The organism is Streptomyces sp. NPDC097981 (assembly GCF_040302565.1).
In the GTDB taxonomy this organism is placed as follows: Bacteria; Actinomycetota; Actinomycetes; order Streptomycetales; family Streptomycetaceae; genus Streptomyces.
The window spans coordinates 262066-281855 of record NZ_JBEORW010000004.1 but is presented as its reverse complement, the minus strand read 5'-3'; the positions used below and the strand labels follow the sequence as shown (position 1 = coordinate 281855).

Here is a 19790-nt window from a genome sequence, read left to right as displayed (position 1 = left end):
TCCGGCCAACTGCGTAGGACAAGCGAGATTTATTCAAGGTGACGGCGTAGCATTGCTTACATGTTGAACCTGGAGCGCCTGCGCACCCTCGATGCCCTCGCCCGCCACGGCTCGGTCAGCGGCGCGGCCGACGGGCTCCACGTCACCACCTCCGCCGTCTCCCAGCAGATGGCCAAGCTGGAGCGGGAGGTCGGCCAGCCGCTGCTCGCCAAGAACGGGCGCGGGGTCCGGCTCACGGACGCCGGACGGCTGCTCGCCGATCATGCGGCCCGGATCATCTCGCAGGTGGAGCTTGCCCAGGCCGACGTGGAGGCCCGGCGGGGCTGCGCCGTCGGCGAGCTGCGGATCGGCGCCTTCCCGACCGCCATGCGGGGGCTGCTGCCCCAGGCGCTTACCGCCCTGCGCGCCGCGCACCCCGAACTGCGGCCCCTGGTACGGGAGCAGGAGCCCGAGGACGCCATGGCGGCGGTCGTGCGCGGGGACCTCGACCTGGCGCTGGCCATCGACTGGCACAACAAGCGGATGCCGGTGCCCGCCGAGCTCACGCGGGCGCACCTGCTCGACGACTCCTGCGACATCGCCGTGCCGGCCGGCCACCGGCTGGCCGACCGCGACCGGATCTCGCTCGCCGAGTTCGCCGACGACGACTGGATCTCCTGGAACGAGGGCCAGTTCTGCCACGAATGGCTCGTGTACACCCTGCGCGGCACCGGCGTCGAGCCGCGCATCGCGCACATCGCGGAGGAGCACCACACCCAGCTCGCCTTCGTCGAGGCAGGGCTCGGGGTGTGCGTGGCGCCCCGGCTCGGGCGCGGCCCGGTGCCGCCCGGGGTCCGGCTGCTGCCCGTGAGCGACGCCGTCCGCCGCCACGTGTACGTCGTCTGGCGGGCGGACGCCGACCGGCGGCCCTCGATCCGGGCCGCCGTCGAGGCGCTGGAGCAGGCCGCCGCGGCGGTCGTCCAGACCGCCTAGAGCTTGCGGAAGTCCCAGGAGACGACCGACTCCGGGGTGAGGCGGATCCAGGCGTGGCGGCCGTCGTGCGGCATCTCCTCAAGGCCGAAGTTCTTGACCGGGAAGAGCCGTTCCGCCTCGGCCAGCTCCGGGCAGGGCTCGCCCGTGCGCGGGGCCTCGCCCACGAAGACGGCGGTGCCGGAGAGTTCGACCCCGCGCAGATCCTCGTACGCCCCGCCCGCGTCCACGACCACCGAGATCCGGGGGTCCGCCCGCAGGTCCGACCAGCGGCGGCTGCGCGTGATCGAGTACAGCCACAGCGAGCTCCCGTCCCAGGCGAACCACAGGGCGCCCACGTGCGGGCGGCCGTCGGGGGAGACGGTCGCCACCCGGCAGGTGCGCTGCTCGCGCAGGAAGGCGTCCACTTCCGCGTCGGTCATCATGATGCGCCGGCCCCGCCGCTGCGTTCCGTCCATCCGCCCGCGCCCCTTCACATCTGACTATGTGTCAGGAATCATGCGGGATCGACGGCCGTCACGCCAGGGGGAGTCATGCCGGAACTCGATGCCGCCACCACCGCGCTGCTCACCGTCGAATGCCAGAACGGCGTGGTCGGCGAGGAGAGCGCCCTGCCCGAGCTGGCCAAGGAGGCCCGGGCCTCCGGGATGCTGGAGCGGGTGGCCGCGCTGGTCGACGCCGCACACGGGGCCGGCGTACAGGTACTGCACGCGGTCGCCGAGCGGCGGCCGGACGGGCTGGCGGCCAATGCCAACGCGCGGCTGTTCCGGGCCGCCGGGAAGCTGCCCGTCCGGCAGCTGTCCGGGACCCGGGCGGTGGAGGTGGCGGCCCCGATCGAGGTGGCCGAGAACGACCTGGTGGTCCGCCGGCTGCACGGGCTCTCGCCGATCGCCGGGACCGACGTGGACGCCCTCCTGCGCAACCTGGGCATCCGCACCCTCGTCGTCGCCGGGGTCTCCTCCAACATCGCCATCCCGAACACCGTTTTCGACGCCGTGAACCTCGGCTACCGGGTTGTGGTCCCCTCCGACGCCATCGCGGGGGTGCCCGCCGCGTACACCGCCGAGGTGATCCGCAACTGCCTGGCCCTCGTCGCGACCGTCACCACCGCCGAAGCCCTCCTCGCGCAGTGGGCTCCCGCGCACTGACCCGCGCAACCGGCCCGGCGGTCCGAAGGTGCCGGGCGGCCCGAACGCCCGGCCGCCCGGTGCGTGCGTCAGAGTCCCATCGACTTGGCGACGATGGTGCGCATGATCTCGCTGGTGCCGCCGAAGATCCGGCTGGCCCGGTTGTCCGCGTACAGCCTGGCGATGGCGTGGTCCATGACGAACCCGTAACCGCCGTGCAGCTGGACGCACTTGTCGATGACCCTGGCCGCGGCGTCCGTGCAGAAGAGCTTGACGGAAGCGGCCTCGTCGGCGGTCAGCTCCCCGGCGTCGAACGCGCCCAGCGCCCGGTCGACGACCGCTTGCAGAGCGTCGACCTCGGCCTTGCAGTCGGCCAGCACGAACTTGGTGTTCTGGAAGGCGGCGACCGGCTTGCCGAACGCCGTGCGTTCCTTCACGTACTCGGTGGCGAAGTGCACCGCCCCGGCGGCGTGGGCGTACGCGCCGACGGCGATGCCCAGGCGCTCCTGCGCGAAGATGTCCGCCAGGCAGGAAAAGGCGTTGCCCAGTCCGCCCACCACGTCGCCCACCGGGACCCGTACGTCCGTGAACGTCATCTCGACGATGTCGGAGGAGCGCAGGCCGAGCGTGGGAGGCTCGGCGCTGACGACCACGCCCTGCGCCCGGGTGTCGACGGCGAGCAGGGACATCCCGCCGCGCCGGTCGGACGGATCCGCTCCGGGGGTGCGGCAGACGACGAGGACCAGGTCGGCCTGGGCGCCTCCCGAGACGAACGCCTTGACACCGTTGACCACGTAGTGGGTGGCGTCCTCGGACAGTTCGGCGGCCGTCTGCAGTCCGGCGACGTCCGAACCGGCACCCGGCTCGGTGATCGCGATCGCCGTCATCAGCTCGCCCGTGACGAAGCCGGGCAGCCAGCGCTCCTTCTGCTCCCGCGTCGTGTACTTGACGAAGGTCGCCGGGAGCGCCAGATGGGCGCTGGCGCCACCGAAGGTGACTCCGGCGCGGGCGCATTCCTCGGCGATGACGGCGTTGAACGTGAAGGAGGTCGGGCCCGATCCGCCGTATTCCCGAGGAATGCCGAAACCGAAGATGCCCAGCTTCCCCAGCTGCCCGTAGAAGTCGCGCGGAACACGGCCGGCGGCTTCCCACTCGCCGTAGTGGGGCGTCACCTCCGCCGCGATGAAGTCCCGCATCCGCGCGCGGAACACTTCGTGGTCGTCATGGAAAACAGCTCGCCGCACTGTGGCCCCCTATGGCTGTGACATCTGTGGCACTGACCTGAGTTCTCCCCGGCCCACCGGATCCGTACGGTCGGCCGAGGCGGTACCCGGGCACGCTACAAGGTCCCCGTCCAGCTGATCCGAGGTCTGGGCATGGTCTCTGCCCTGATACCACTGAGTCTCCAGTGGCTGTTGTTTTTCTTCTCTCAGCGCTTCAAGTGCTTAAGGCGGTGGGGTCGCGCAAGACCCTGCGGGAGCGCCATCACAACGGGGAGAGAGCAATGCGACTCAAGGAGAAGGAGGCTCTGTTCGATGCACGCGATCCGCGTCTTCGTGACGACCCCTATCCGCTCTACCAGAAGCTGCGTGACGCGGAGCCCGTCCACCGCACGCCCTACGGGCTCTGGATCGTCTCGGGGCACAGCGAGGTTGCCTCGCTCATCCGCAGCCCACGGTTGAGCAGCGAGTACCCGCAGGACCCCCGGTGGGCCGAGCAGCGCGGCGGCTGGGACAGCCCGATCGTGGAGTCCACCCGCCGCTGGATGCTCATGAGGGACGGCGGCGGACACCGCAGACTGCGCGGCCTCGCCAACCCGCTGTTCACCACCAGGGCCATCCAGGAGCTGGCCCCGCGGATCGAGGGCATCGTTCACGAGATCATGGACGAGATGGGCAGCGGACGGGACGTCGACCTCATCGGCTCCCTCGCCGCCCGGGTGCCCGTCACGGTCTTCTGCGGGCTCGGCGGTCTTCCCGTCGAGGACGCCGATCTGTGCCGCAAGTGGACCGACGCACTGGGCCACGTCATCGACCCGTCCATCGACGAGGCCACCCGCCGGCTGATGAACGACGCCGCACAGGAGTTCGGCGACTACGTGGCCGAGCACCTCGCCGTGCGCCGCGCCGCACCGCGTGACGACCTCCTCTCCCGACTGCTGCTGGCGGAGTTCGACGGCGAGAAGCTCACGGACGACGAGATCATCGCCAACGTGCTGATGTTCTTCATGGGCGGCCACGAGACGACCGTGAACCTCATCGGCAACGGCATGCTGGGCCTCCTGCGCCACCCGGACCAGCTGCGGGCCCTGCGCGAGGACCCCGGTCTCATCCAGAACGGGATCGACGAACTGGCGCGGTACGACGCGCCGATCCAGCTCGTGGCGCGCATCACCACCGGCGACGTCGAGGTCGGCGACACCACCATCCCGGCCGGTTCGAAGGTGATGATCCTGCTCGGAGCCGCCAACCGCGATCCGCGGCGCTATCCCGACCCGGACCGACTGGACCTGTCGCGCCGCGACGTCCACCCGCTGTCCTTCGGCGGCGGCCCGCACTACTGCATCGGCGCCATGCTGGCGAAGGCCGAGGCCCGCCTCGTCTTCACCGAGCTGGCCGGCCGCTACCGCGACATCAGGCTGACCGACGAGGACGTCGTGTGGCGTCCGCAGGTCAACATCCGCGGTCTCAGCGAGCTGCGCGTGGACCTCGTGTCCTGACGCTCCCGCGTCCGCCGCGCCAGGCTGCCCGCCCGGCGCCGGCCCGTCGGATCCGCGCATCACACGGCGGTGCCATCCGCCGTTCCCGAACTGAGCGTCAGCATCCGACCCGTTCACGGGACCCGTACGAACGCCGCCCCCGCGGCGCGCCGGTACTCCGGCGCGACCCGCTCCGGGGGATCCCCCGGCGTGCGCGTACGGGCTCTCCACGGCGGGTCTCACGAGGGGGATGAGGAAGGAACATGAGCACGCACACGATCTCTCCGGCCCGATTCGACGCCGGCGCCCTGCAGCAGGCCGTCGACGGAGTCATCGAGGAATTCCTGGCGCAGAAGGCGCAGGCCGCGGATTCCCACATGGCCCATCTGGTGGGCCTGCTCGCGGAATTCGGCGCGGGCGGCAAGCGGATCCGTCCGCTGTTGGCCGTGACCGGCTGGCAGGCGGCCTCCGGGCTGCCGGCCGACGAGTCCGTCGTACGAGTGGCGGCCTCCCTGGAGATGTTCCACTCGTTCGCCCTGATCCACGACGACGTCATGGACGACAGCGACACGCGGCGCGGCCACCCCACCATTCACCGCACGCTCGCGAACCATCAGCGCGATTCCCGCGCGGAGAGGTTCGGGCGCAGCGGGGCGATCCTCCTCGGGGATCTCGCCCTGACGTGGTCGGACGAAATCCTCTTCACCGCAGGACTCACCCCCGCGCAGTTGGGCACGGTGCTCCCCCTGGTGACCGAGATGCGCACCGAGGTGATGCGCGGACAGTACCTCGACCTGCGGGCGACCGGTGAACTCCACGACGACGTCGACGCAACCTTGGACGTCATCCGCTACAAGACCGCGAAGTACACGATCGAGCGCCCCCTGCACATCGGCGCGGCCCTCGCGGGGGCCGGCGACGACGTCATGGCCGCCTGCACCGCGTACGCCCTTCCGCTCGGCGAGGCGTTCCAGCTGCGCGACGACCTGCTCGGCGTGTACGGGAACGAGCAGGACACGGGCAAGTCGCGCCTGGACGACCTGCGCGAGGGCAAGAACACCACCCTCGTCGCACTCGCCCTGCGCGCGAGCGACGGTGCGCAGTCCGCCCTGCTGCACACGCTGATCGGCGACCCCTTCCTGGACGAGTCGGGAGCCGAGGAGGTACGCGCCGTCTTCGAGGCCACCGGTGCCCGCGAGGCCGTGGAGCGGATGATCGACGACCGCTACTGGGAGGCGCTGCGCGCCCTGGACACCGCCCCGTTCACCGCGGAGGCGACCACCACTCTGAAGTACCTCGCCCGCAAGGCGACGAGGAGGAACTCGTGACCGCTGACCTGATCACACTCGCCCGGCCCGCTGCCGTCACCCCGGCCGCCCCGGCAGGCACTGCACGCTACTGGCAGGAGTGCACCGACAGCTTCGCCGGAATGTTCGCCCGGCAGCTCGGGGCCGGCTACGAGCCGCAGAAGGTCCCGATGACGGACGCCGAACTGCGCGAGGTCATCGACGCCTGCAACCGCGCGGTCGCGCCGCTGGGCAAGAAGGTGTCCGACAAGCGCTGGATCTCGTACATGGACGTCGTCCGCTGGGCCCAGAGCGCCCGGCACATCAAGGACATGGAAGCCTTCAAGGCCGTCTGCATCCTGAACTGCGTGACCTTCGTGTGGGACGACATGGATCCCGCGCTCCACGACTTCGACCTCTTCCTGCCCCAGCTGCGCGCGGTGTGCGACCGCTACTACGACGCCGAGGACGCGGCGTTCGCCTACGAGGGCGCCCGGGCCTTCGTCACGAGCGACCACATGTTCCGCGACTCGCCGATCAAGCAGGTCCTCTGCACCACGTCGCCCGAGCAGTACTTCCGGTTCCGGGTGACCGACGTGGGCGTGGACTTCTGGATGAAGATGTCCTACCCGATCTACCGCCACCCCGAGCTCACCGAGCACTCCAAGACGGGCCTGGCCGCGCGGATGACCGCACGCGGGCTGGCCATCGTCAACGACTTCTACTCCTACGACCGGGAGTACGAGCTCGGCCAGATAACCAACTGCTTCGGGCTGTGCGACATGACGGACCAGGCCGACTTCCGGCGCTTCTTCCAGGCCCGCCTCGACGACATGACCGAGGACATGGAGTGCATCTCGGCCTTCGACGACATCACCCGGGACGTGCTGCTGGACCTGATCCACGGCAACTTCGTCTGGACCACGCGCGACCGGCGCTACCGCGCGGCCGTCAACGACGTCAACTCGCGCATCCAGTAGAGGGCGATGATCACATGTCATCCGTGAAGACGGCCGTCGCGAACACGGTCGAGGAGAAGACGAACGGCGCGAGGACGACTCCCGCCAAGGTCTCCCCGGCGGACCGGTCCTGGCGGACCGGTACCGCCCCCGGCGCCCTGCCCCTGCTGGGCCACGTGCTCTCCCTGTGGCGCCGCCCGCTGGACTTCCTCGCCTCGCTGCCCGCGTACGGCGACCTCGTCGAGGTCCGGCTCGGCCCCAGCCGCGCCTACCTCGCCGCCCACCCCGAGCTGGTGCGGCACGTCCTGCTCAACCCGCGCGTCTTCGACAAGGGCGGGGTCTTCGACAAGGCGCGCCAGCTGCTCGGCAACAGTCTGTCGGTCTCGCGCGGCGAGGAGCACCGCTCCCAGCGCCGCCTCATCCAGCCGGCCTTCCACTCGACCCGGATCGCCGCCTACACCAACGCCGTCGCCGACGACACCCGAACGGCCACCGAGTCCTGGCAGCCGGGAGAGACCCGGGACATCGGCGACGCGATGCACGCGCTGCTGATGCGCGTCGCCGCGCGGACCCTGTTCTCCACCGATCTCGACGAGGAGACCATCGAGGAGGCCCGGCAGTGCCTGCGGACCGTCTCGCAGGGCATCTACAAGCGGACCGTGGCCCCCCTCGGGATCATGGAGAAGCTGCCGACCCCCGGCAACCGGGCATACGACCGTGCCAACGCCCGCCTCCGGCAGATCGTGGAGGAACTGATCGCCCGGCGGCGGCAGTCCGAGGCAGGCGAGGGAGACCTGCTGTCCACGCTGCTGTGCGCCGAGCACCCCGAGACGGGGGAGAGGCTCAGCGACCGGCAGGTCCTCGACCAGGTCGTGACCTTCCTGGTCGCCGGCAGCGAGACGACCGCCTCCACCCTCGCGTTCGTCTTCCACCTGATGGGCACCCTGCCGGAGGTCGAACAGCGGGTGCACGCGGAGGTCGACGCGGCGCTAGGCGGCCGGACCCCGGTCTACGAGGACCTGCCCTCCCTGCCGTACACCCGCAACGTCATCACCGAGGCACTGCGCCTGTACCCGCCGTCCTGGATGTCGATGCGGGTGGCTGCCGAGGACGTCGCACTCGGCGGCCTGACCGTCCCCGCCGGGACGATGATCCTCTACAGCGCCTACGCCCTGCACCACAACCCCGAACTCTTTCCCGACCCGGAGACCTTCGACCCCGGACGCTGGGACGGCGACCGGATCGGGGAGGTGCCACGCGGTGCGCTGCTGCCCTTCGGCGCGGGCAGCCACAAGTGCATCGGCGATGTCCTGGCCCTGACCGAGACGGCCCTCATCGTCGCGACCATCGCGGCACGCTGGCGGCTGCGCCCGGTACCGGGGACGCGGCTGCGGCCCGTGCCGAAGGCCACCTTGGAAGCGGGTCCGCTCCCGATGGTCTGCGAGCGGCGCTGACCGCTCCCCCGTGGACCGCGTGCATCCCCGCGCCCCGTACGCCCGGGCACGCCGGCACGGCCCGTCACGTCGCCATCACCCGTCACCCGTCACCCACCACCGAAGGACACCCCACCCATGAAGACCACCCGCGAGACGGCCAAGCGCACCTGGCGGGTGACCGCGGCACCCCGCCGGCTCCCGCTCGTGGGCCACGCCCTGCTCATGGGCCGCGACCCGCTGGCGTTCCTGAGTTCCCTGCCGGCGCTGGGCGACCTCGTCGAAGTACGGATCGGCACCAAGCCGGCGTACCTGCCCTGCCACCCCGAGCTGGTTCAGCAGGTGCTGCTGAACGCACGGGTCTACGACACCGGGGGTCCGGTGAAGGAGAAGGCGCGCGCCATCCTGGGCAACGGCCTCATCACCTCCGACTGGGCCGACCACCGCCGCCAGCGGCGCATGGTGCAGCCGGCGTTCCACACCGCGCGCGTCGCCGCGTACGCCGAGGTCATGCAGGAGGAGTGCGCGGTGCACGCGGCCTCCTGGGAGACCGGGAAGCCGGTCGACATCAGCGACGCGATGCAGGGGCTGACCGCCCGGGTGACGGCCCGCGCGCTGTTCTCCACCGAGATGGCCCCGCACTCCGTCTCCGAGATCCAGCGCTGCCTGCCCCTCATGGTGGAGGGCGCCTACCGGCGGGCGCTGGACCCGACCGGGCTGCTGGCCAAGCTGCCGCTGGCGGCCAACCGCGAGTTCGAGGAGGCCCTCGGCCGGCTGCACGCGCTCATCGACGGCATCATCGGCGACTACCGCAGGGCCGGCGAGGACCGCGGAGACCTGCTGTCGGCGCTGCTCGCCGCCCGCGACGACGAGGACGGCGGGCAGATGACGGACCAGGAGGTCCACGACCAGGTCATGACCCTGCTGCTGGCCGGGGTGGAGACCACGGCCAGCGCGCTGACCTGGGCCTGGCACCTGCTGGCCGGCTCGCCCGAGGTGGAGCGGCGGCTGCACGCAGAGGTCGACGAGGTACTGGGCGGCCGGACCCCGACGTACGCCGACGTCCCGAAGCTGGTCCACACCCAGCGGATCTTCACCGAGACACTGAGGCTTTATCCGCCGGCCTGGATGTACACCAGGATGACCACCCAGGACACCGAGCTGGGCGGACACCCGCTGCCCGCCGGCACCGACGTGCTGATCAGCCCGTACGTCATCCACCGCAGCCCGGACCTGTTCGCAGACCCGGAGACCTTCGACCCGGACCGGTGGCTGCCGGAGCGGGCCAAGGACGTCACCCGCGGTTCGTACCTGCCGTTCGGCGCGGGCAGCCGCAAGTGCATCGGCGACGTCTTCGGGATGACGGAGGCGACCCTGGCCCTCGCCGCGATCGCCTCCCGCTGGCGGCTGCGGTCCGTCCCGGGTGCCGCCGTCCGGCCCCGGGCGCAGATGAGCCTGACCGCGGGACCGCTGCCGATGGTGCCCGAACAGCGCTGACGGCGGACGGTGTCCCCGGGCGGGCCGGCCGGGGGACACCCGCCGTCACCAGGTGACGGGGAGCTGGTGCAGTCCGCGCAGCATCATGCTGGGGCGCCAGGTGAGAACGGCCGGATCGGTGTCCAGGGCCAGGCCGGGGCAGCGTTCGAGCAGCGTCCGGAAGGCGATGACGGCCTGCATGCGGGCCAGCGGCGCGCCGAGGCAGTGGTGGATGCCGTGGCCGAACGCCATGTGGCCGCGGGCGTCGCGGTGGATGTCGAAGCGGTCGGGTTCGGCGAAGCGCTGAGGGTCGCGCGAGGCGGCTGCGAGCACGACGGCCACCGACTCGCCCTGAGGGATGGTCATGCCGCCGATCTCCACCGGCTCCTTGGTGTAGCGGAACGCCGTGGTCTCCACCGGACCCTCGTACCGCAGCATCTCCTCCACCGCGTTGTCCAGAAGCGACCAGTCGGCGCGCAGGGCCGCCAGCTGCTCGGGGTGGCGCAGGAGCGCGAGGGTGCCGCTGGACAACAGGTTGGCAGCGGTCTCATACCCGGCCACCAGGAGCAGGAAGGCCATGCCCAGCATCTCCTCGGTGGAGAGCCGGTCGGTTTCCTCGTCCGCATCGTTCACGGACCCGGCGAGGGCGCTCAGCAGGTCGTCGCCGGGCTCGCGCCGCTTGGCATCGAGGAGCTGCGCGAGGTAGCCGGTCATGGCCTGCGCCGCGGCCATGGCCGCGGCGGGCTCGGAGAAGTCGGTGCTCGCCAGGTACCAGTCGTGGAAGGTCTTGCGGTCGGTGGCCGGGACGCCGAGCAGCTCACAGATGACGGCCAGTGGCAGCGGGAGCGCGAACGCGTCGACCAGGTCCGCGCGGCCCGACGGGATCATGGCGTCCAGGAGTTCGTCCGTGATCTGCTGCACGCGCGGACGCAGCGCCTCGATGCGCCGGGCGGTGAAGTCCTTGGCGACCAGCTTGCGCAGCCGGGTGTGCTGCGGCGGGTCGGTCTGGACCATGTTGAGACCGATGGAATTGCCGCCGTCGTCCTTCCAGCCGGACGAATGCCGGATGTCGTTCGACAGCCGGGTGTCGGTGAGTGCGGCGCGCGCCTCCTCGTAACCGACGACGAGCCAGAACTCGCCCGAGGCGGCGCTGCGTGCCCGGTGGACCGGCCCCCTGGCGCGCAGCTGCGCGTAGACCGGATGCGGGTTGTCGACGAAGTCCTGGCCGAGTGCTGACAGATCTTCGATGAGCGGTGTGGACATGGGCATCCCTCGTGTTCGAGCGGCGTCGGCAACGCCACTTTCTACCTCTGGTCCGCGGTCCGAGCCGAGCCCGTTGAAGCCGCCTTCCAGGGCATCTTGAGCGCATCTCGGTGAGCGCCGGGGAAGCTGGTGTCGCCGCGACGCGCGGGCCGCCGGCCCGCTCACCATGCACACGGGAGACCCACACAACATGACGAGCCAGCGCCTCATATCGCCTTTCGAGAGCATCTACTTCCTCGACCTGGGGGCCGCCGGCCTTCCGCTGTACGACATGCCCGCCTACGTCGAATCCGAGGTCCGCGGCCCGATGGACCCGGCCCTGATGTCCCGGGCGCTCGGGATGCTGACGGACCGTCATCCGATCCTGCGGTCCGAGGTCGTCGCCGGCGACGCAGGGCTCCTGTTCAGCGTCCGCGACCGGGTCCAGCCGCCGCTCGCGGTGGTCGACGGCGGCGACGACTCCTTCGCGGAACTGATCAATACCCGGCCCGACTGGACCGAGAGCATGCTGCACGCCTGGCTGATCAGCGACGGCGAACACCACCGGGTCGTACTCGGCGTGCACCACGGCGTCGCCGACGGCCGCTCCGCCTTCGCGCTGCTGGCCGAGTTCTGGCGGTACTACACCGCGCTCGCGGCCGGCGCGGCCCTGGCGGTCGAGCGGCGCGACGGGCTGCCCGAGGCCATCGACGTCCGGCTGGCGGGTGCCTTCCCGGACCGAGAGATCGACGCCCTGGCCGACGCCCTGGCCCGGGCCGCCGACGAGAAGGTCCTCCCGCCCGAAACCCTCGTCCCCGAGGGCCTGGACCACCCCGACCGCCCCGCGGCCTCGCGCCGGTTCGTCGTCGACCGGCTGGAGTTCGAACGGGAGGCCACCGAGGCCTTCGTCGCGGCCGCCCGCGATCGTGGCGTCACCGTCAACAGCGTGGTCACCGGCCTGCTGCTCAGCGCGGTACGCGCCCAGCTCAGCCCTGCGACGGGACCGCTCGCGATGGTGTGCGGCCACGGAGTCGACCTGCGCACCCGGCTGACCCCGGAACTGTCGCTGGACACCGTGCTGAACTGCATCACCGGAATGCAGACCACGCTGAAGGTCTCGCACGGCGACCACCCCGACGTCATCGGAGCCGAGGCCGACGACCTGGTCGCCGCCGCCCTGGCCCGGCGCGAGCCCGAGCGCTTCCTCCTCGCCGCGCTCCGCGCCGGGTCCCGCGGAGTGGCGCTCCCGGTCCCGGTCGTCAGCTACGGCATCTCCAACGTGGGACGGATCCCGGGCCACCCGGTTCCGGAAGGCGTGCGACTGCTGCGCTTCGGCGGCACCGCGAACGCGGCGGGCATGCCCCCGAAGATCGCCGCCGCCAGCTTCGGCGGGCGCCTGCTGATTCAGAACGAGTACGACAGCTGGACCTACGGCGCTGAGCAGATGGCCCGCCTGCGCGAGACCCTGCGCACGTCCTTGGAGGAACTCACCCGCTGAGGGTCCGGTTCGCTCTGCGCTCCCCGCGGACGGCGCAGGCCCGGGCCCGGGCCGTGGACCGTCTCCCTCACGGCCCGGGCCTCCTGCGGGATACGGGGGAACGTCACTCACAGCTCCCGGTCGCGGAGGCCAGGGCTGTTACCACGCTCCGGGTCCAGGAGAAATGGGCCTGATCACGCTTCGCCTGGTCGTCGGAAGCGGGATACCCAAATGCGCCTTCACCGTTCTGCTGTCCGATGAGGAACGAGATGGCGTCTCGGGTGATGCGGTGCCCGCGCCATCCGTCCTGGACGAGATCACGTACGGTGGCGGCCAACTGGCCGAGCTGGTAGCTCTCCCTGGCTTCACAGAGGGAGGTGGCGGCATGAAGGGGGTATGCACGGTGGCCGCGTGGCGTGGGCTGCTGAGGAAGGGCTATGGCCGGCGAGGGCGTGAGGCCGAGGCTGATGAGCCGTTGCACGTTGCCCATGACGTCGGCGGGGACGCTGTCGAGTGAGTTGACGACAGCAGCTGTGGCTTTGAGGAACTCTTCCAGGGAGGGACAGCCGACGCCAGCCGTACGGAGAGCCATGGCGAACTCTCCTGCGATTTCCATGCCCTGCTCCTGCCAGACGTACGGGTCCGCATCAGAGAGGCGCTCGGCATAGTGCTCGAGAGCCGGTCGGACGAGTCGGTGTTCCCCGATTGCCGCAGCCCCGATGGCGGCGGCCGTGACTCCGGGCAGGCCGGCACCTGGATCTTGCATCATGCTCCTGTCGCACAGCCACAGGACGGCGCGTCGAAGCGGTTCCACCAGCGCGACGTCCGTTACCGGCATATCCGGGCGTGGTCTCGCGACTCGTCGGGGGCTCCGGTCCAGCAGACCGGTCAGGGCGACGACGATGGTGGTGTGGTATCCCTCTGCCCAGTGCCGGAACTCGTCGTCCTCACTCTTGAGTCCGGGATGAACAACGCCATCGGGTCCGTTCACTCGGCCGTTGTCCTCCTGAACGGATTCCAGGAACCTCCATCCCTGGTCCGCTGCTTCGGAGTCGGTGATACCGAGGCAGAGAAGGCAGCACAGCAGTTCCCCGACCAGGTCGGCGTTCGCACGGGCCTCGGCGAGGACGAGGAGTGCTTCGAGGAGTTCGACGGCTTCGCCGAGGTCGTAGCCGCGGGGCCATACCGGATCGCGCTGGCCGAAGTCCGTGACGTAGAAGACGGTGTGGGTGATGGCGTAGATATCGCGGTCGGGCAGTTTGAGTACGTTCGGGTGACTGCAGAGGACCGTGAAGGGCAGGACGTCATCCATGGCGGGCATGCCATGCTCGATCCCACACAGATGCAGTGTGTGGAGCAGGTCCAGCTGCCGGTAGGGGACCCGCTCGAATGCCGCTGCGTACCCGCCGGCAGCGGCTTGCTGGATGATGCGCCGGAATTCGGGGTCGTCGCGGCCACAGAGACGCAGCGCTGCATACGTTCCTGCGTACAGCAGAAGGGCGGATTCGTCCCGTGCGATGAGTTCCCGGTACGAGGGCTGCCGGGCGATGTCCTCAACCAGCTCGAGAATGGTCGCATAATCGCCGGCAAGGGGGGCCTCGTCGAGGCGGGCTCGAAGCCCTACCAAGAACGCTGTTTCGATCAATGCTTTACGGGCGAAAAGCACCGTGTCCGGCCGGGCGTTGCGCGGGTCCAGCATGGCCCGGCGCGCAGCGAGCCAGGCGACTGCCTGGTCCTCTACTGCGCGCCTTCGAGATGACCGGACGCCGGGGTGCTCTGTTTTCACCGTGGTCCTCCCGGCAGTCACCTTGATGTGTGGATCAGTGGCCCGCGGGCGGGCAATCGTCCGCTACCTCGTTGGCGACGACCAGGACGTACCGTTCCCAGGCCAGCACGTAGCCTGCGACATCGTCGAGTTGACTGACCTGGCCGACGACGCGCTCCAGAGGGAGGGTGAGATCGACCAGACCACTGGTCCTCAGGAAATCCAGCGCCTTACGCGCATCAACGGGTGGTGGGACGGACATGACGAACCTCCTGTTCGGAGTCCAGTATTTCCTGTTAAGTGTCTACCAAATCACCTAGATGGTGGAATACAAAAGAAATAACTCATACAGTCACATTTGTCTTGTAACCGATCGTTTCATCTGCCCGTTCCCACCGCCCGGGCCGGCAACACGGCGGCCACCTGCACAGCGGCAGGCGAACGGAGCGTCATGACGGGGTGAACGGCACACCGGCCGCTAATGTGAGTGCCCCGTCTCCGCATTCCGTACGACCTGGCCGGACGACGCCTCATGCGTCTTACGGGCGGGCTGCCGGAATGCCCCGGTACCGGCGGGCAGCAGGCCGCCGACTTGGACGGGTCCTGCTCCTCGCCACGCCTCACAGGCTCCCCCACGTCATGACGGGCCACGAATTCCCTTCGGAAGGAAAAGAAGTGAGGATCAAGCGCACGACCGGCAGCGGTCTCGCGAGACGTGCCTGGCTCCTCGCCATGGCGTCCGGACTCCTGGCCGCCGTCGGACTCGCTGTCCCCCAGGCGAACGCCCAACCCTCCCCCACCCGGTACGACGACTCCGTGCTCACCCGCTTGGGCGATACCGTCCTGGCAGCCGACGTGGCCGGAACCGCCTGGCACATCGACCGGGAGGCCAACCGGCTCGTCCTCACTGTCGACAGCACCGTCTCGGCTGCGGAGTTCTCCCGGATCTGGGAGGCCGCGGGGACCGACGCCGGCGCCTTGCAGATCGAGCACACCCCCGGAAAGCTCACGACGCTCATCTCCGGCGGCGACGCCATCTACGCGAACAACTGGCGCTGTTCGCTCGGCTTCAACGTCCGCAGCGGCGCCACCTTCTACTTCCTGACCGCCGGACACTGCACCAACGGCGCGGGCACCTGGTACTCCAATGCGCAACACACTGCGGTGCTCGGCCCCACGGCCGGCTCCAGCTTCCCGGTGAACGACTACGGCCTCGTCCGCTACTCCAACCTGCTGGTCGTGAATCCGGGTACCGTCGGCAGCCAGGACATCACCTCCGCCGCCGACCCGTTGGTCGGCCAGTCGGCCTGTCGCCGCGGCTCCACCACCGGCATCCGATGCGGCAGCGTCACAGGCCTCAACGCCACCGTGAACTACGGCGGCGGCAACATCGTCTACGGCATGATCCGCACCAACATCTGCGCCGAACCCGGCGACTCCGGCGGTTCCCTCTACTCCGGCAGCACGGCCCTCGGCCTCACCTCCGGCGGAAGCGGAAACTGCACCACGGGCGGCGTGACGTACTACCAGCCCGTCGTGGAGGCGCTCAACGCCTACGGCGTCAGCGTGTACTGAGCCTTCGCTCCCGACGACGGCGGACGAGCCCCCGGCCCGACGCGGCCGGAGGCTCGGTCGTCCCTGCCGACAGGTCAGCGACGCAGCACACCTTCGGTGTGCGCCAGGGCGTGGTGAATGCCGTGGCGCGCGCCGGCCGATCGTGCCGCGGGTCACGCTGCCGCCGCAGCCGGGCCCGGATCGCAATATCTGCGAATTGCAGAAGTCTGCAATTTCATAGATGCTGTGATTGCTGTGCCCGTAGGTAGCCGCGGGCACAGCACCAGGCGTTTGCCCCGTTCGGGGTGGTGAGAAGGGTGCGAGACCGTGCCGGTTCCGCTGTACCAGGCCAAGGCCGAGTTCTTCCGGATGCTCGGGCACCCGGTGCGGATACGGGTTCTGGAGCTGCTGCAGGACGGGCCGATGCCGGTGCGGGAGCTGCTGGCCGCGATCGAGGTCGAGCCCTCCGCCCTGTCCCAGCAGCTCGCGGTCCTGCGCCGCTCGGGGATCGTCACCTCCACCCGTAACGGCGCGACGGTCGTCTACGAGCTGGCGGGCGGGGACGTCGCGCAGCTGATGCTGGCGGCGAGGCGGATCCTGACCGAGGTCCTGACCGGGCAGAGCGAGCTGCTTGAGGAACTGCGCGAGTCCGAGGTCCCGGCGTCGTGACCGCGAACACTGCGCTGACAGCCGTGCTCGGGCGGATCGGCTCCGTCTTGCCCGCCCGGGCCGACTACGCGGTCATGGCTCGCAGCCCCCGGCGCGACCTCCTGGCCGGCCTCACCGTGGCGATCGTCGCCCTTCCCCTCGCGCTCGGATTCGGGGTCTCTTCCGGTCTGGGCGCGGAGGCGGGGCTGGCCACCGCGGTGGTCGCGGGCGCGCTGGCCGCACTGTTCGGTGGATCGAACCTCCAGGTGTCCGGCCCGACCGGTGCGATGACGGTGGTCCTGGTGCCGATCGTCGCCCGGTACGGGCCCGGCGGTGTCCTCACCGTTGGGCTGATGGCCGGAGCGTTCCTGATCGGTCTCGCCCTGCTGCGGGCCGGCCAGTACATGCGGTACGTGCCGGCGCCGGTGGTGGAGGGGTTCACCCTCGGGATCGCGTGCGTGATCGGCCTCCAGCAGATACCCAACGCGCTCGGAGTCGAGAAGCCGGAGGGCGAGAAGGTCCTGCTGGTGGCGTGGCGGGCCCTCGTCGAGTTCGTGGCCTTCCCGAACTGGACGGCGATCGGCCTCTCGGCCGGTGCAGCGGCGGTGATGCTGGCCGGGGCACGGTGGAAGCCAACGGTCCCGTTCTCGATCGTCGCAGTGATCGCCGCGACCGTGATCGCGCAGCTCTTCCGTCTTGACGCGGCGGCCCCGATCGGTGACCTGCCTTCCGGGCTCCCCGCGCCCTCCCTCGCCTTCCTCGATGCTTCCGCGTTCGGCTCGCTGCTGGCCCCGGCGGTCGCGGTCGCGGCGCTCGCCGCGCTGGAGTCCTTGCTGTCGGCGACCGTGGCCGACGGGATGACGGTGGGGCAGCGGCACGACCCGGACAAGGAACTGTTCGGGCAGGGCATCGCCAACCTGGCCGCCCCGCTGTTCGGCGGCGTTCCCGCCACCGCCGCGATCGCCCGTACGGCGGTCAACGTCCGCACCGGCGCCTCTTCCCGGCTGGCCGCGCTCACCCACGCCGCGGTACTCGCGGTGATCGTGTTCGCCGCCGCCCCCCTGGTCTCGGAAATCCCCCTCGCCGCCCTTGCCGGCGTGCTGCTGGCGACGGCGATCCGCATGGTGGAGGTCGGCTCGCTGCTCGCGATGGCGAAGGCCACCCGCTCCGACGCCGTCGTCCTCGTCCTGACCGCCACCGCCACCCTGGTCCTCGACCTCGTGTACGCGGTGATCATCGGCCTGGTCGTCGCCGGAGCCCTCGCCCTGAAGGCCGTGGCGAGTCAGGCCCGGATGGAACAAGTCGACTTCCGGCCGGACCTGCCCGGCGAGCACAGCGACGAGGAGCACGCCCTCCTCGCCGAGCACATCGTCGCGTACCGGATCGACGGTCCGCTGTTCTTCGCCGGCGCCCACCGCTTCCTCCTCGAACTCTCCGAGGTCTCCGACGTCAAGGTGGTCATCCTGCGCATGGCGAGGGTGAGCACCCTGGACGCCACCGGCGCCCTCGTCCTGAAAGACGCCGTGGAGAAGCTGAACCGGCGCGGCATCGCGGTGATGACCTCCGGCATCCGGGCCGGCCAGCGCCAGGCTCTGGAGGCCGTCGGCGCCCTGGAGCTGCTGCGCCTGGAGGGCCGCGAGTACGCCACTACGCCGGAGGCGATCGCCGGGGCCCGCAAGTACCTGGAGCAGGCGGGCCTGCTGCCCCGAACGCATCACCGACCGCACCGCATCCGGAAGGCAGCACGATGACCGTCCCCGCCGACCGCCGCCTCATCGAGGTCTCCGGCACCGAAGCCCTGTGGCTCCTCGAAGGCTCCGCCCAGGGCCGGCTCATATACATCCAGCGAGACCTCGCCGTCGTCCGCCCCGCCGCACACGTCATGGAGCACGGACGCCTCGTCGTCCGAGCCCCCGTCCAGGCCGCCGCCATCCCCGGCCGGGCGCTACTGACCTACCAGGTCGATGAGATTCGCACCCCGGCCGGGACCGGCTGGACGGTCAGCGCGCACGGCCCGGCCGACGTTGTTGCCGACCCGGACGAGGCCGCCCACTACCGGCGCACCCTGCCCGGCTGGTCACACGGCCCCCACGACACCCTGCTGCGCGTGCACCCCCAGTCGGTGTCCGGGTTCCGTCTCGCCCGCCCCGTCCACGGGGCGGCCCGGTGACGACGACACAGCTGGCGACGTTGCCGTACCGGCACGTCCTCACGGTGCCCGCCACGGGATCGGCCGTCCGGATCGCCCGCGAGACCACGGAGCTCGTCCTGGTCGAGTGCGGGGTCGGCCTGCGCCACCCGAGCACCGGGCCGGCGCTGCTGATCCTGGCGGAGCTGGTCACCAATGCGGTCCGCCACGCCGCCGCCGTGTCCCCGGTGATCACGGTCACCTACGCACACGGGCCCGGCGTACTCGCCTTCGCCGTCCATGACCGCCACCCCTACCAGCCACCGCTGTTCGGCGCCATGGCCACGGCGCCCGGCAGCGGACTGGCCACGGTCGTCGAGATGACCATGGAGCTCGGCGGCACCGCCGTCATCCGCGCAGACGCGGACGGGCGCGGCAAAAGCATCTGGATCACCCTGCCCCTGTGAAGCCGAGGAACCGACGATGACGATCGAATGGCGCTACACCACCCACGACAACCTGGGCGTGCTGTCCCTGGCCGGATACCTCGGCGCGGACGCGACTGCCCGCTTCACCGGCGCAGTCGGCTGGGCCGAGGCCCGCGGCACCGGCCCGGTGATCCTGGACCTGACAGAACTGCTGGGCTGGTCGGCCGGCGGACAGCTCGCCGTCGCCCAGGCCGCCCGAAGGCTCGCCGCGAGCGGACGCCACCTGGAACTGGCCGCGATCCCCGCCGACGGCTCCCTCGTCCCCGACGCCCACGGTCCGGCCGTCCCCGTCCACTGCGACCTCCCGGCCGCCCTCGCCGCCCACCACCGCGGCGGAGAACTCCCCGCCCCCAGCCGGGGACGGGGAGCGCCCCGGGAGTGGCGCAGTGACGACTGGCCCGACACCCCGAACCCGGCCGCACCCGCCCTGATCCCTGTGTGATGTCGTGGTCAGAAGGCCTGACCCGCACCGCAGCAGTACGGCCGCAGTACCCCATATCGGGCCAAAACGTCCAGACGTGGGCCTGCAGGGGTTCGGGA

Annotated in this window: 19 protein-coding genes; 14 read left to right on the top strand and 5 right to left on the bottom strand. The window is 70.6% G+C overall.

The genetic code is table 11. From position 1 onward, the window contains the following. The first annotated feature begins 60 nt into the window (after positions 1 to 60). On the top strand, positions 61 to 972 hold the full coding sequence (locus ABTY04_RS06165) for a LysR family transcriptional regulator (protein WP_352212121.1): 912 nt from the start codon (positions 61 to 63) through the stop codon (positions 970 to 972). Here the strand turns inward: ABTY04_RS06165 and ABTY04_RS06160 are convergent. Then, positions 969 to 1427 (bottom strand): pyridoxamine 5'-phosphate oxidase family protein, encoded by a 459-nt coding sequence (locus ABTY04_RS06160; protein ID WP_352212120.1) that lies wholly within the window; start codon positions 1425 to 1427, stop codon positions 969 to 971. The genes ABTY04_RS06165 and ABTY04_RS06160 overlap by 4 nt on opposite strands. A gap of 75 nt (positions 1428 to 1502) precedes the next feature. Between ABTY04_RS06160 and ABTY04_RS06155 the strand changes: the two genes are divergently transcribed. Further along, positions 1503 to 2117, top strand: coding sequence for a cysteine hydrolase family protein (locus ABTY04_RS06155; protein ID WP_352212119.1), 615 nt, complete (start codon positions 1503 to 1505; stop codon positions 2115 to 2117). Between the two features lie 68 nt (positions 2118 to 2185). On the opposite strand, the gene ABTY04_RS06150 is transcribed toward ABTY04_RS06155, so the two are convergent. Beyond that, complete coding sequence (locus ABTY04_RS06150) at positions 2186 to 3340, bottom strand: acyl-CoA dehydrogenase family protein (RefSeq protein WP_352212118.1); 1155 nt, start codon at positions 3338 to 3340, stop codon at positions 2186 to 2188. 260 nt (positions 3341 to 3600) lie between these two features. Between ABTY04_RS06150 and ABTY04_RS06145 the strand changes: the two genes are divergently transcribed. The 5 genes from ABTY04_RS06145 (at position 3601) to ABTY04_RS06125 (ending at position 9969) form a co-directional block, all read left to right on the top strand. Continuing rightward, a complete protein-coding gene (locus ABTY04_RS06145; RefSeq protein WP_352212117.1) occupies positions 3601 to 4815 on the top strand; it encodes a cytochrome P450 in 1215 nt (404 codons plus the stop codon). 242 nt (positions 4816 to 5057) lie between these two features. Further along, positions 5058 to 6122: a polyprenyl synthetase family protein gene (locus ABTY04_RS06140; protein ID WP_352212116.1), complete on the top strand. Its 1065-nt coding sequence runs from the start codon at positions 5058 to 5060 to the stop codon at positions 6120 to 6122. After that, complete coding sequence (locus ABTY04_RS06135) at positions 6119 to 7060, top strand: terpene synthase family protein (RefSeq protein ID WP_352212115.1); 942 nt, start codon at positions 6119 to 6121, stop codon at positions 7058 to 7060. The genes ABTY04_RS06140 and ABTY04_RS06135 overlap by 4 nt, the downstream gene beginning before the upstream one ends. Positions 7061 to 7074: 14 nt before the next feature. After that, entirely contained in the window at positions 7075 to 8493 is a 1419-nt protein-coding gene (locus ABTY04_RS06130) for a cytochrome P450 (protein ID WP_352212114.1), read from the top strand. 117 nt (positions 8494 to 8610) lie between these two features. Beyond that, the gene (locus tag ABTY04_RS06125; protein ID WP_352212113.1) at positions 8611 to 9969 is read left to right on the top strand and encodes a cytochrome P450; all 1359 of its coding nucleotides are present in this window, start codon (positions 8611 to 8613) and stop codon (positions 9967 to 9969) included. 45 nt (positions 9970 to 10014) lie between these two features. On the opposite strand, the gene ABTY04_RS06120 is transcribed toward ABTY04_RS06125, so the two are convergent. Then, positions 10015 to 11211 carry a cytochrome P450 family protein gene (locus tag ABTY04_RS06120; protein ID WP_352212112.1) on the bottom strand — a complete coding sequence of 399 codons (1197 nt, stop codon included), beginning with the start codon at positions 11209 to 11211 and terminating at the stop codon, positions 10015 to 10017. Between the two features lie 190 nt (positions 11212 to 11401). On the opposite strand from ABTY04_RS06120, the gene ABTY04_RS06115 reads away from it, so the two are divergent. After that, complete coding sequence (locus ABTY04_RS06115; protein ID WP_352212111.1) at positions 11402 to 12688, top strand: phthiocerol/phthiodiolone dimycocerosyl transferase family protein; 1287 nt, start codon at positions 11402 to 11404, stop codon at positions 12686 to 12688. 103 nt (positions 12689 to 12791) lie between these two features. Here the strand turns inward: ABTY04_RS06115 and ABTY04_RS06110 are convergent, their stop codons facing one another. After that, positions 12792 to 14453, bottom strand: coding sequence for a DUF6895 family protein (locus ABTY04_RS06110; RefSeq protein WP_502996562.1), 1662 nt, complete (start codon positions 14451 to 14453; stop codon positions 12792 to 12794). A gap of 34 nt (positions 14454 to 14487) precedes the next feature. Next, positions 14488 to 14694: a hypothetical protein gene (locus ABTY04_RS06105; protein ID WP_352212109.1), complete on the bottom strand. Its 207-nt coding sequence runs from the start codon at positions 14692 to 14694 to the stop codon at positions 14488 to 14490. Between the two features lie 413 nt (positions 14695 to 15107). Between ABTY04_RS06105 and ABTY04_RS06100 the strand changes: the two genes are divergently transcribed. From ABTY04_RS06100 to ABTY04_RS06075, 6 genes are all read left to right on the top strand, one after another. Beyond that, the gene (locus ABTY04_RS06100; protein WP_352212108.1) at positions 15108 to 16007 is read left to right on the top strand and encodes a S1 family peptidase; all 900 of its coding nucleotides are present in this window, start codon (positions 15108 to 15110) and stop codon (positions 16005 to 16007) included. A 306-nt stretch (positions 16008 to 16313) separates the two neighbouring features. Further along, positions 16314 to 16655: an ArsR/SmtB family transcription factor gene (locus ABTY04_RS06095; protein ID WP_352212107.1), complete on the top strand. Its 342-nt coding sequence runs from the start codon at positions 16314 to 16316 to the stop codon at positions 16653 to 16655. Between the two features lie 74 nt (positions 16656 to 16729). After that, on the top strand, positions 16730 to 18385 hold the full coding sequence (locus ABTY04_RS06090; RefSeq protein ID WP_352212164.1) for a SulP family inorganic anion transporter: 1656 nt from the start codon (positions 16730 to 16732) through the stop codon (positions 18383 to 18385). After that, on the top strand, positions 18382 to 18804 hold the full coding sequence (locus ABTY04_RS06085) for a pyridoxamine 5'-phosphate oxidase family protein (RefSeq protein ID WP_352212106.1): 423 nt from the start codon (positions 18382 to 18384) through the stop codon (positions 18802 to 18804). Before ABTY04_RS06090 ends, ABTY04_RS06085 begins: the two co-directional genes overlap by 4 nt. Then, positions 18801 to 19229 carry an ATP-binding protein gene (locus tag ABTY04_RS06080; RefSeq protein WP_352212105.1) on the top strand — a complete coding sequence of 143 codons (429 nt, stop codon included), beginning with the start codon at positions 18801 to 18803 and terminating at the stop codon, positions 19227 to 19229. Before ABTY04_RS06085 ends, ABTY04_RS06080 begins: the two co-directional genes overlap by 4 nt. 16 nt (positions 19230 to 19245) lie before the next feature. Further along, on the top strand, positions 19246 to 19692 hold the full coding sequence (locus ABTY04_RS06075; RefSeq protein ID WP_352212104.1) for an STAS domain-containing protein: 447 nt from the start codon (positions 19246 to 19248) through the stop codon (positions 19690 to 19692). Positions 19693 to 19790 lie beyond the last annotated feature (98 nt).

Coding starts and splice junctions, on each gene's coding strand:
- ABTY04_RS06165 (WP_352212121.1), top strand. CDS start 61: ATGTTGAACCTGGAGCGCCTGCGCACCCTCGATGCCCTCGCCCGCCAC.
- ABTY04_RS06160 (WP_352212120.1), bottom strand. CDS start 1,427: ATGGACGGAACGCAGCGGCGGGGCCGGCGCATCATGATGACCGACGCG.
- ABTY04_RS06155 (WP_352212119.1), top strand. CDS start 1,503: ATGCCGGAACTCGATGCCGCCACCACCGCGCTGCTCACCGTCGAATGC.
- ABTY04_RS06145 (WP_352212117.1), top strand. CDS start 3,601: ATGCGACTCAAGGAGAAGGAGGCTCTGTTCGATGCACGCGATCCGCGT.
- ABTY04_RS06140 (WP_352212116.1), top strand. CDS start 5,058: ATGAGCACGCACACGATCTCTCCGGCCCGATTCGACGCCGGCGCCCTG.
- ABTY04_RS06130 (WP_352212114.1), top strand. CDS start 7,075: ATGTCATCCGTGAAGACGGCCGTCGCGAACACGGTCGAGGAGAAGACG.
- ABTY04_RS06125 (WP_352212113.1), top strand. CDS start 8,611: ATGAAGACCACCCGCGAGACGGCCAAGCGCACCTGGCGGGTGACCGCG.
- ABTY04_RS06120 (WP_352212112.1), bottom strand. CDS start 11,211: ATGTCCACACCGCTCATCGAAGATCTGTCAGCACTCGGCCAGGACTTC.
- ABTY04_RS06115 (WP_352212111.1), top strand. CDS start 11,402: ATGACGAGCCAGCGCCTCATATCGCCTTTCGAGAGCATCTACTTCCTC.
- ABTY04_RS06105 (WP_352212109.1), bottom strand. CDS start 14,694: ATGTCCGTCCCACCACCCGTTGATGCGCGTAAGGCGCTGGATTTCCTG.
- ABTY04_RS06090 (WP_352212164.1), top strand. CDS start 16,730: ATGGCTCGCAGCCCCCGGCGCGACCTCCTGGCCGGCCTCACCGTGGCG.
- ABTY04_RS06085 (WP_352212106.1), top strand. CDS start 18,382: ATGACCGTCCCCGCCGACCGCCGCCTCATCGAGGTCTCCGGCACCGAA.
- ABTY04_RS06075 (WP_352212104.1), top strand. CDS start 19,246: ATGACGATCGAATGGCGCTACACCACCCACGACAACCTGGGCGTGCTG.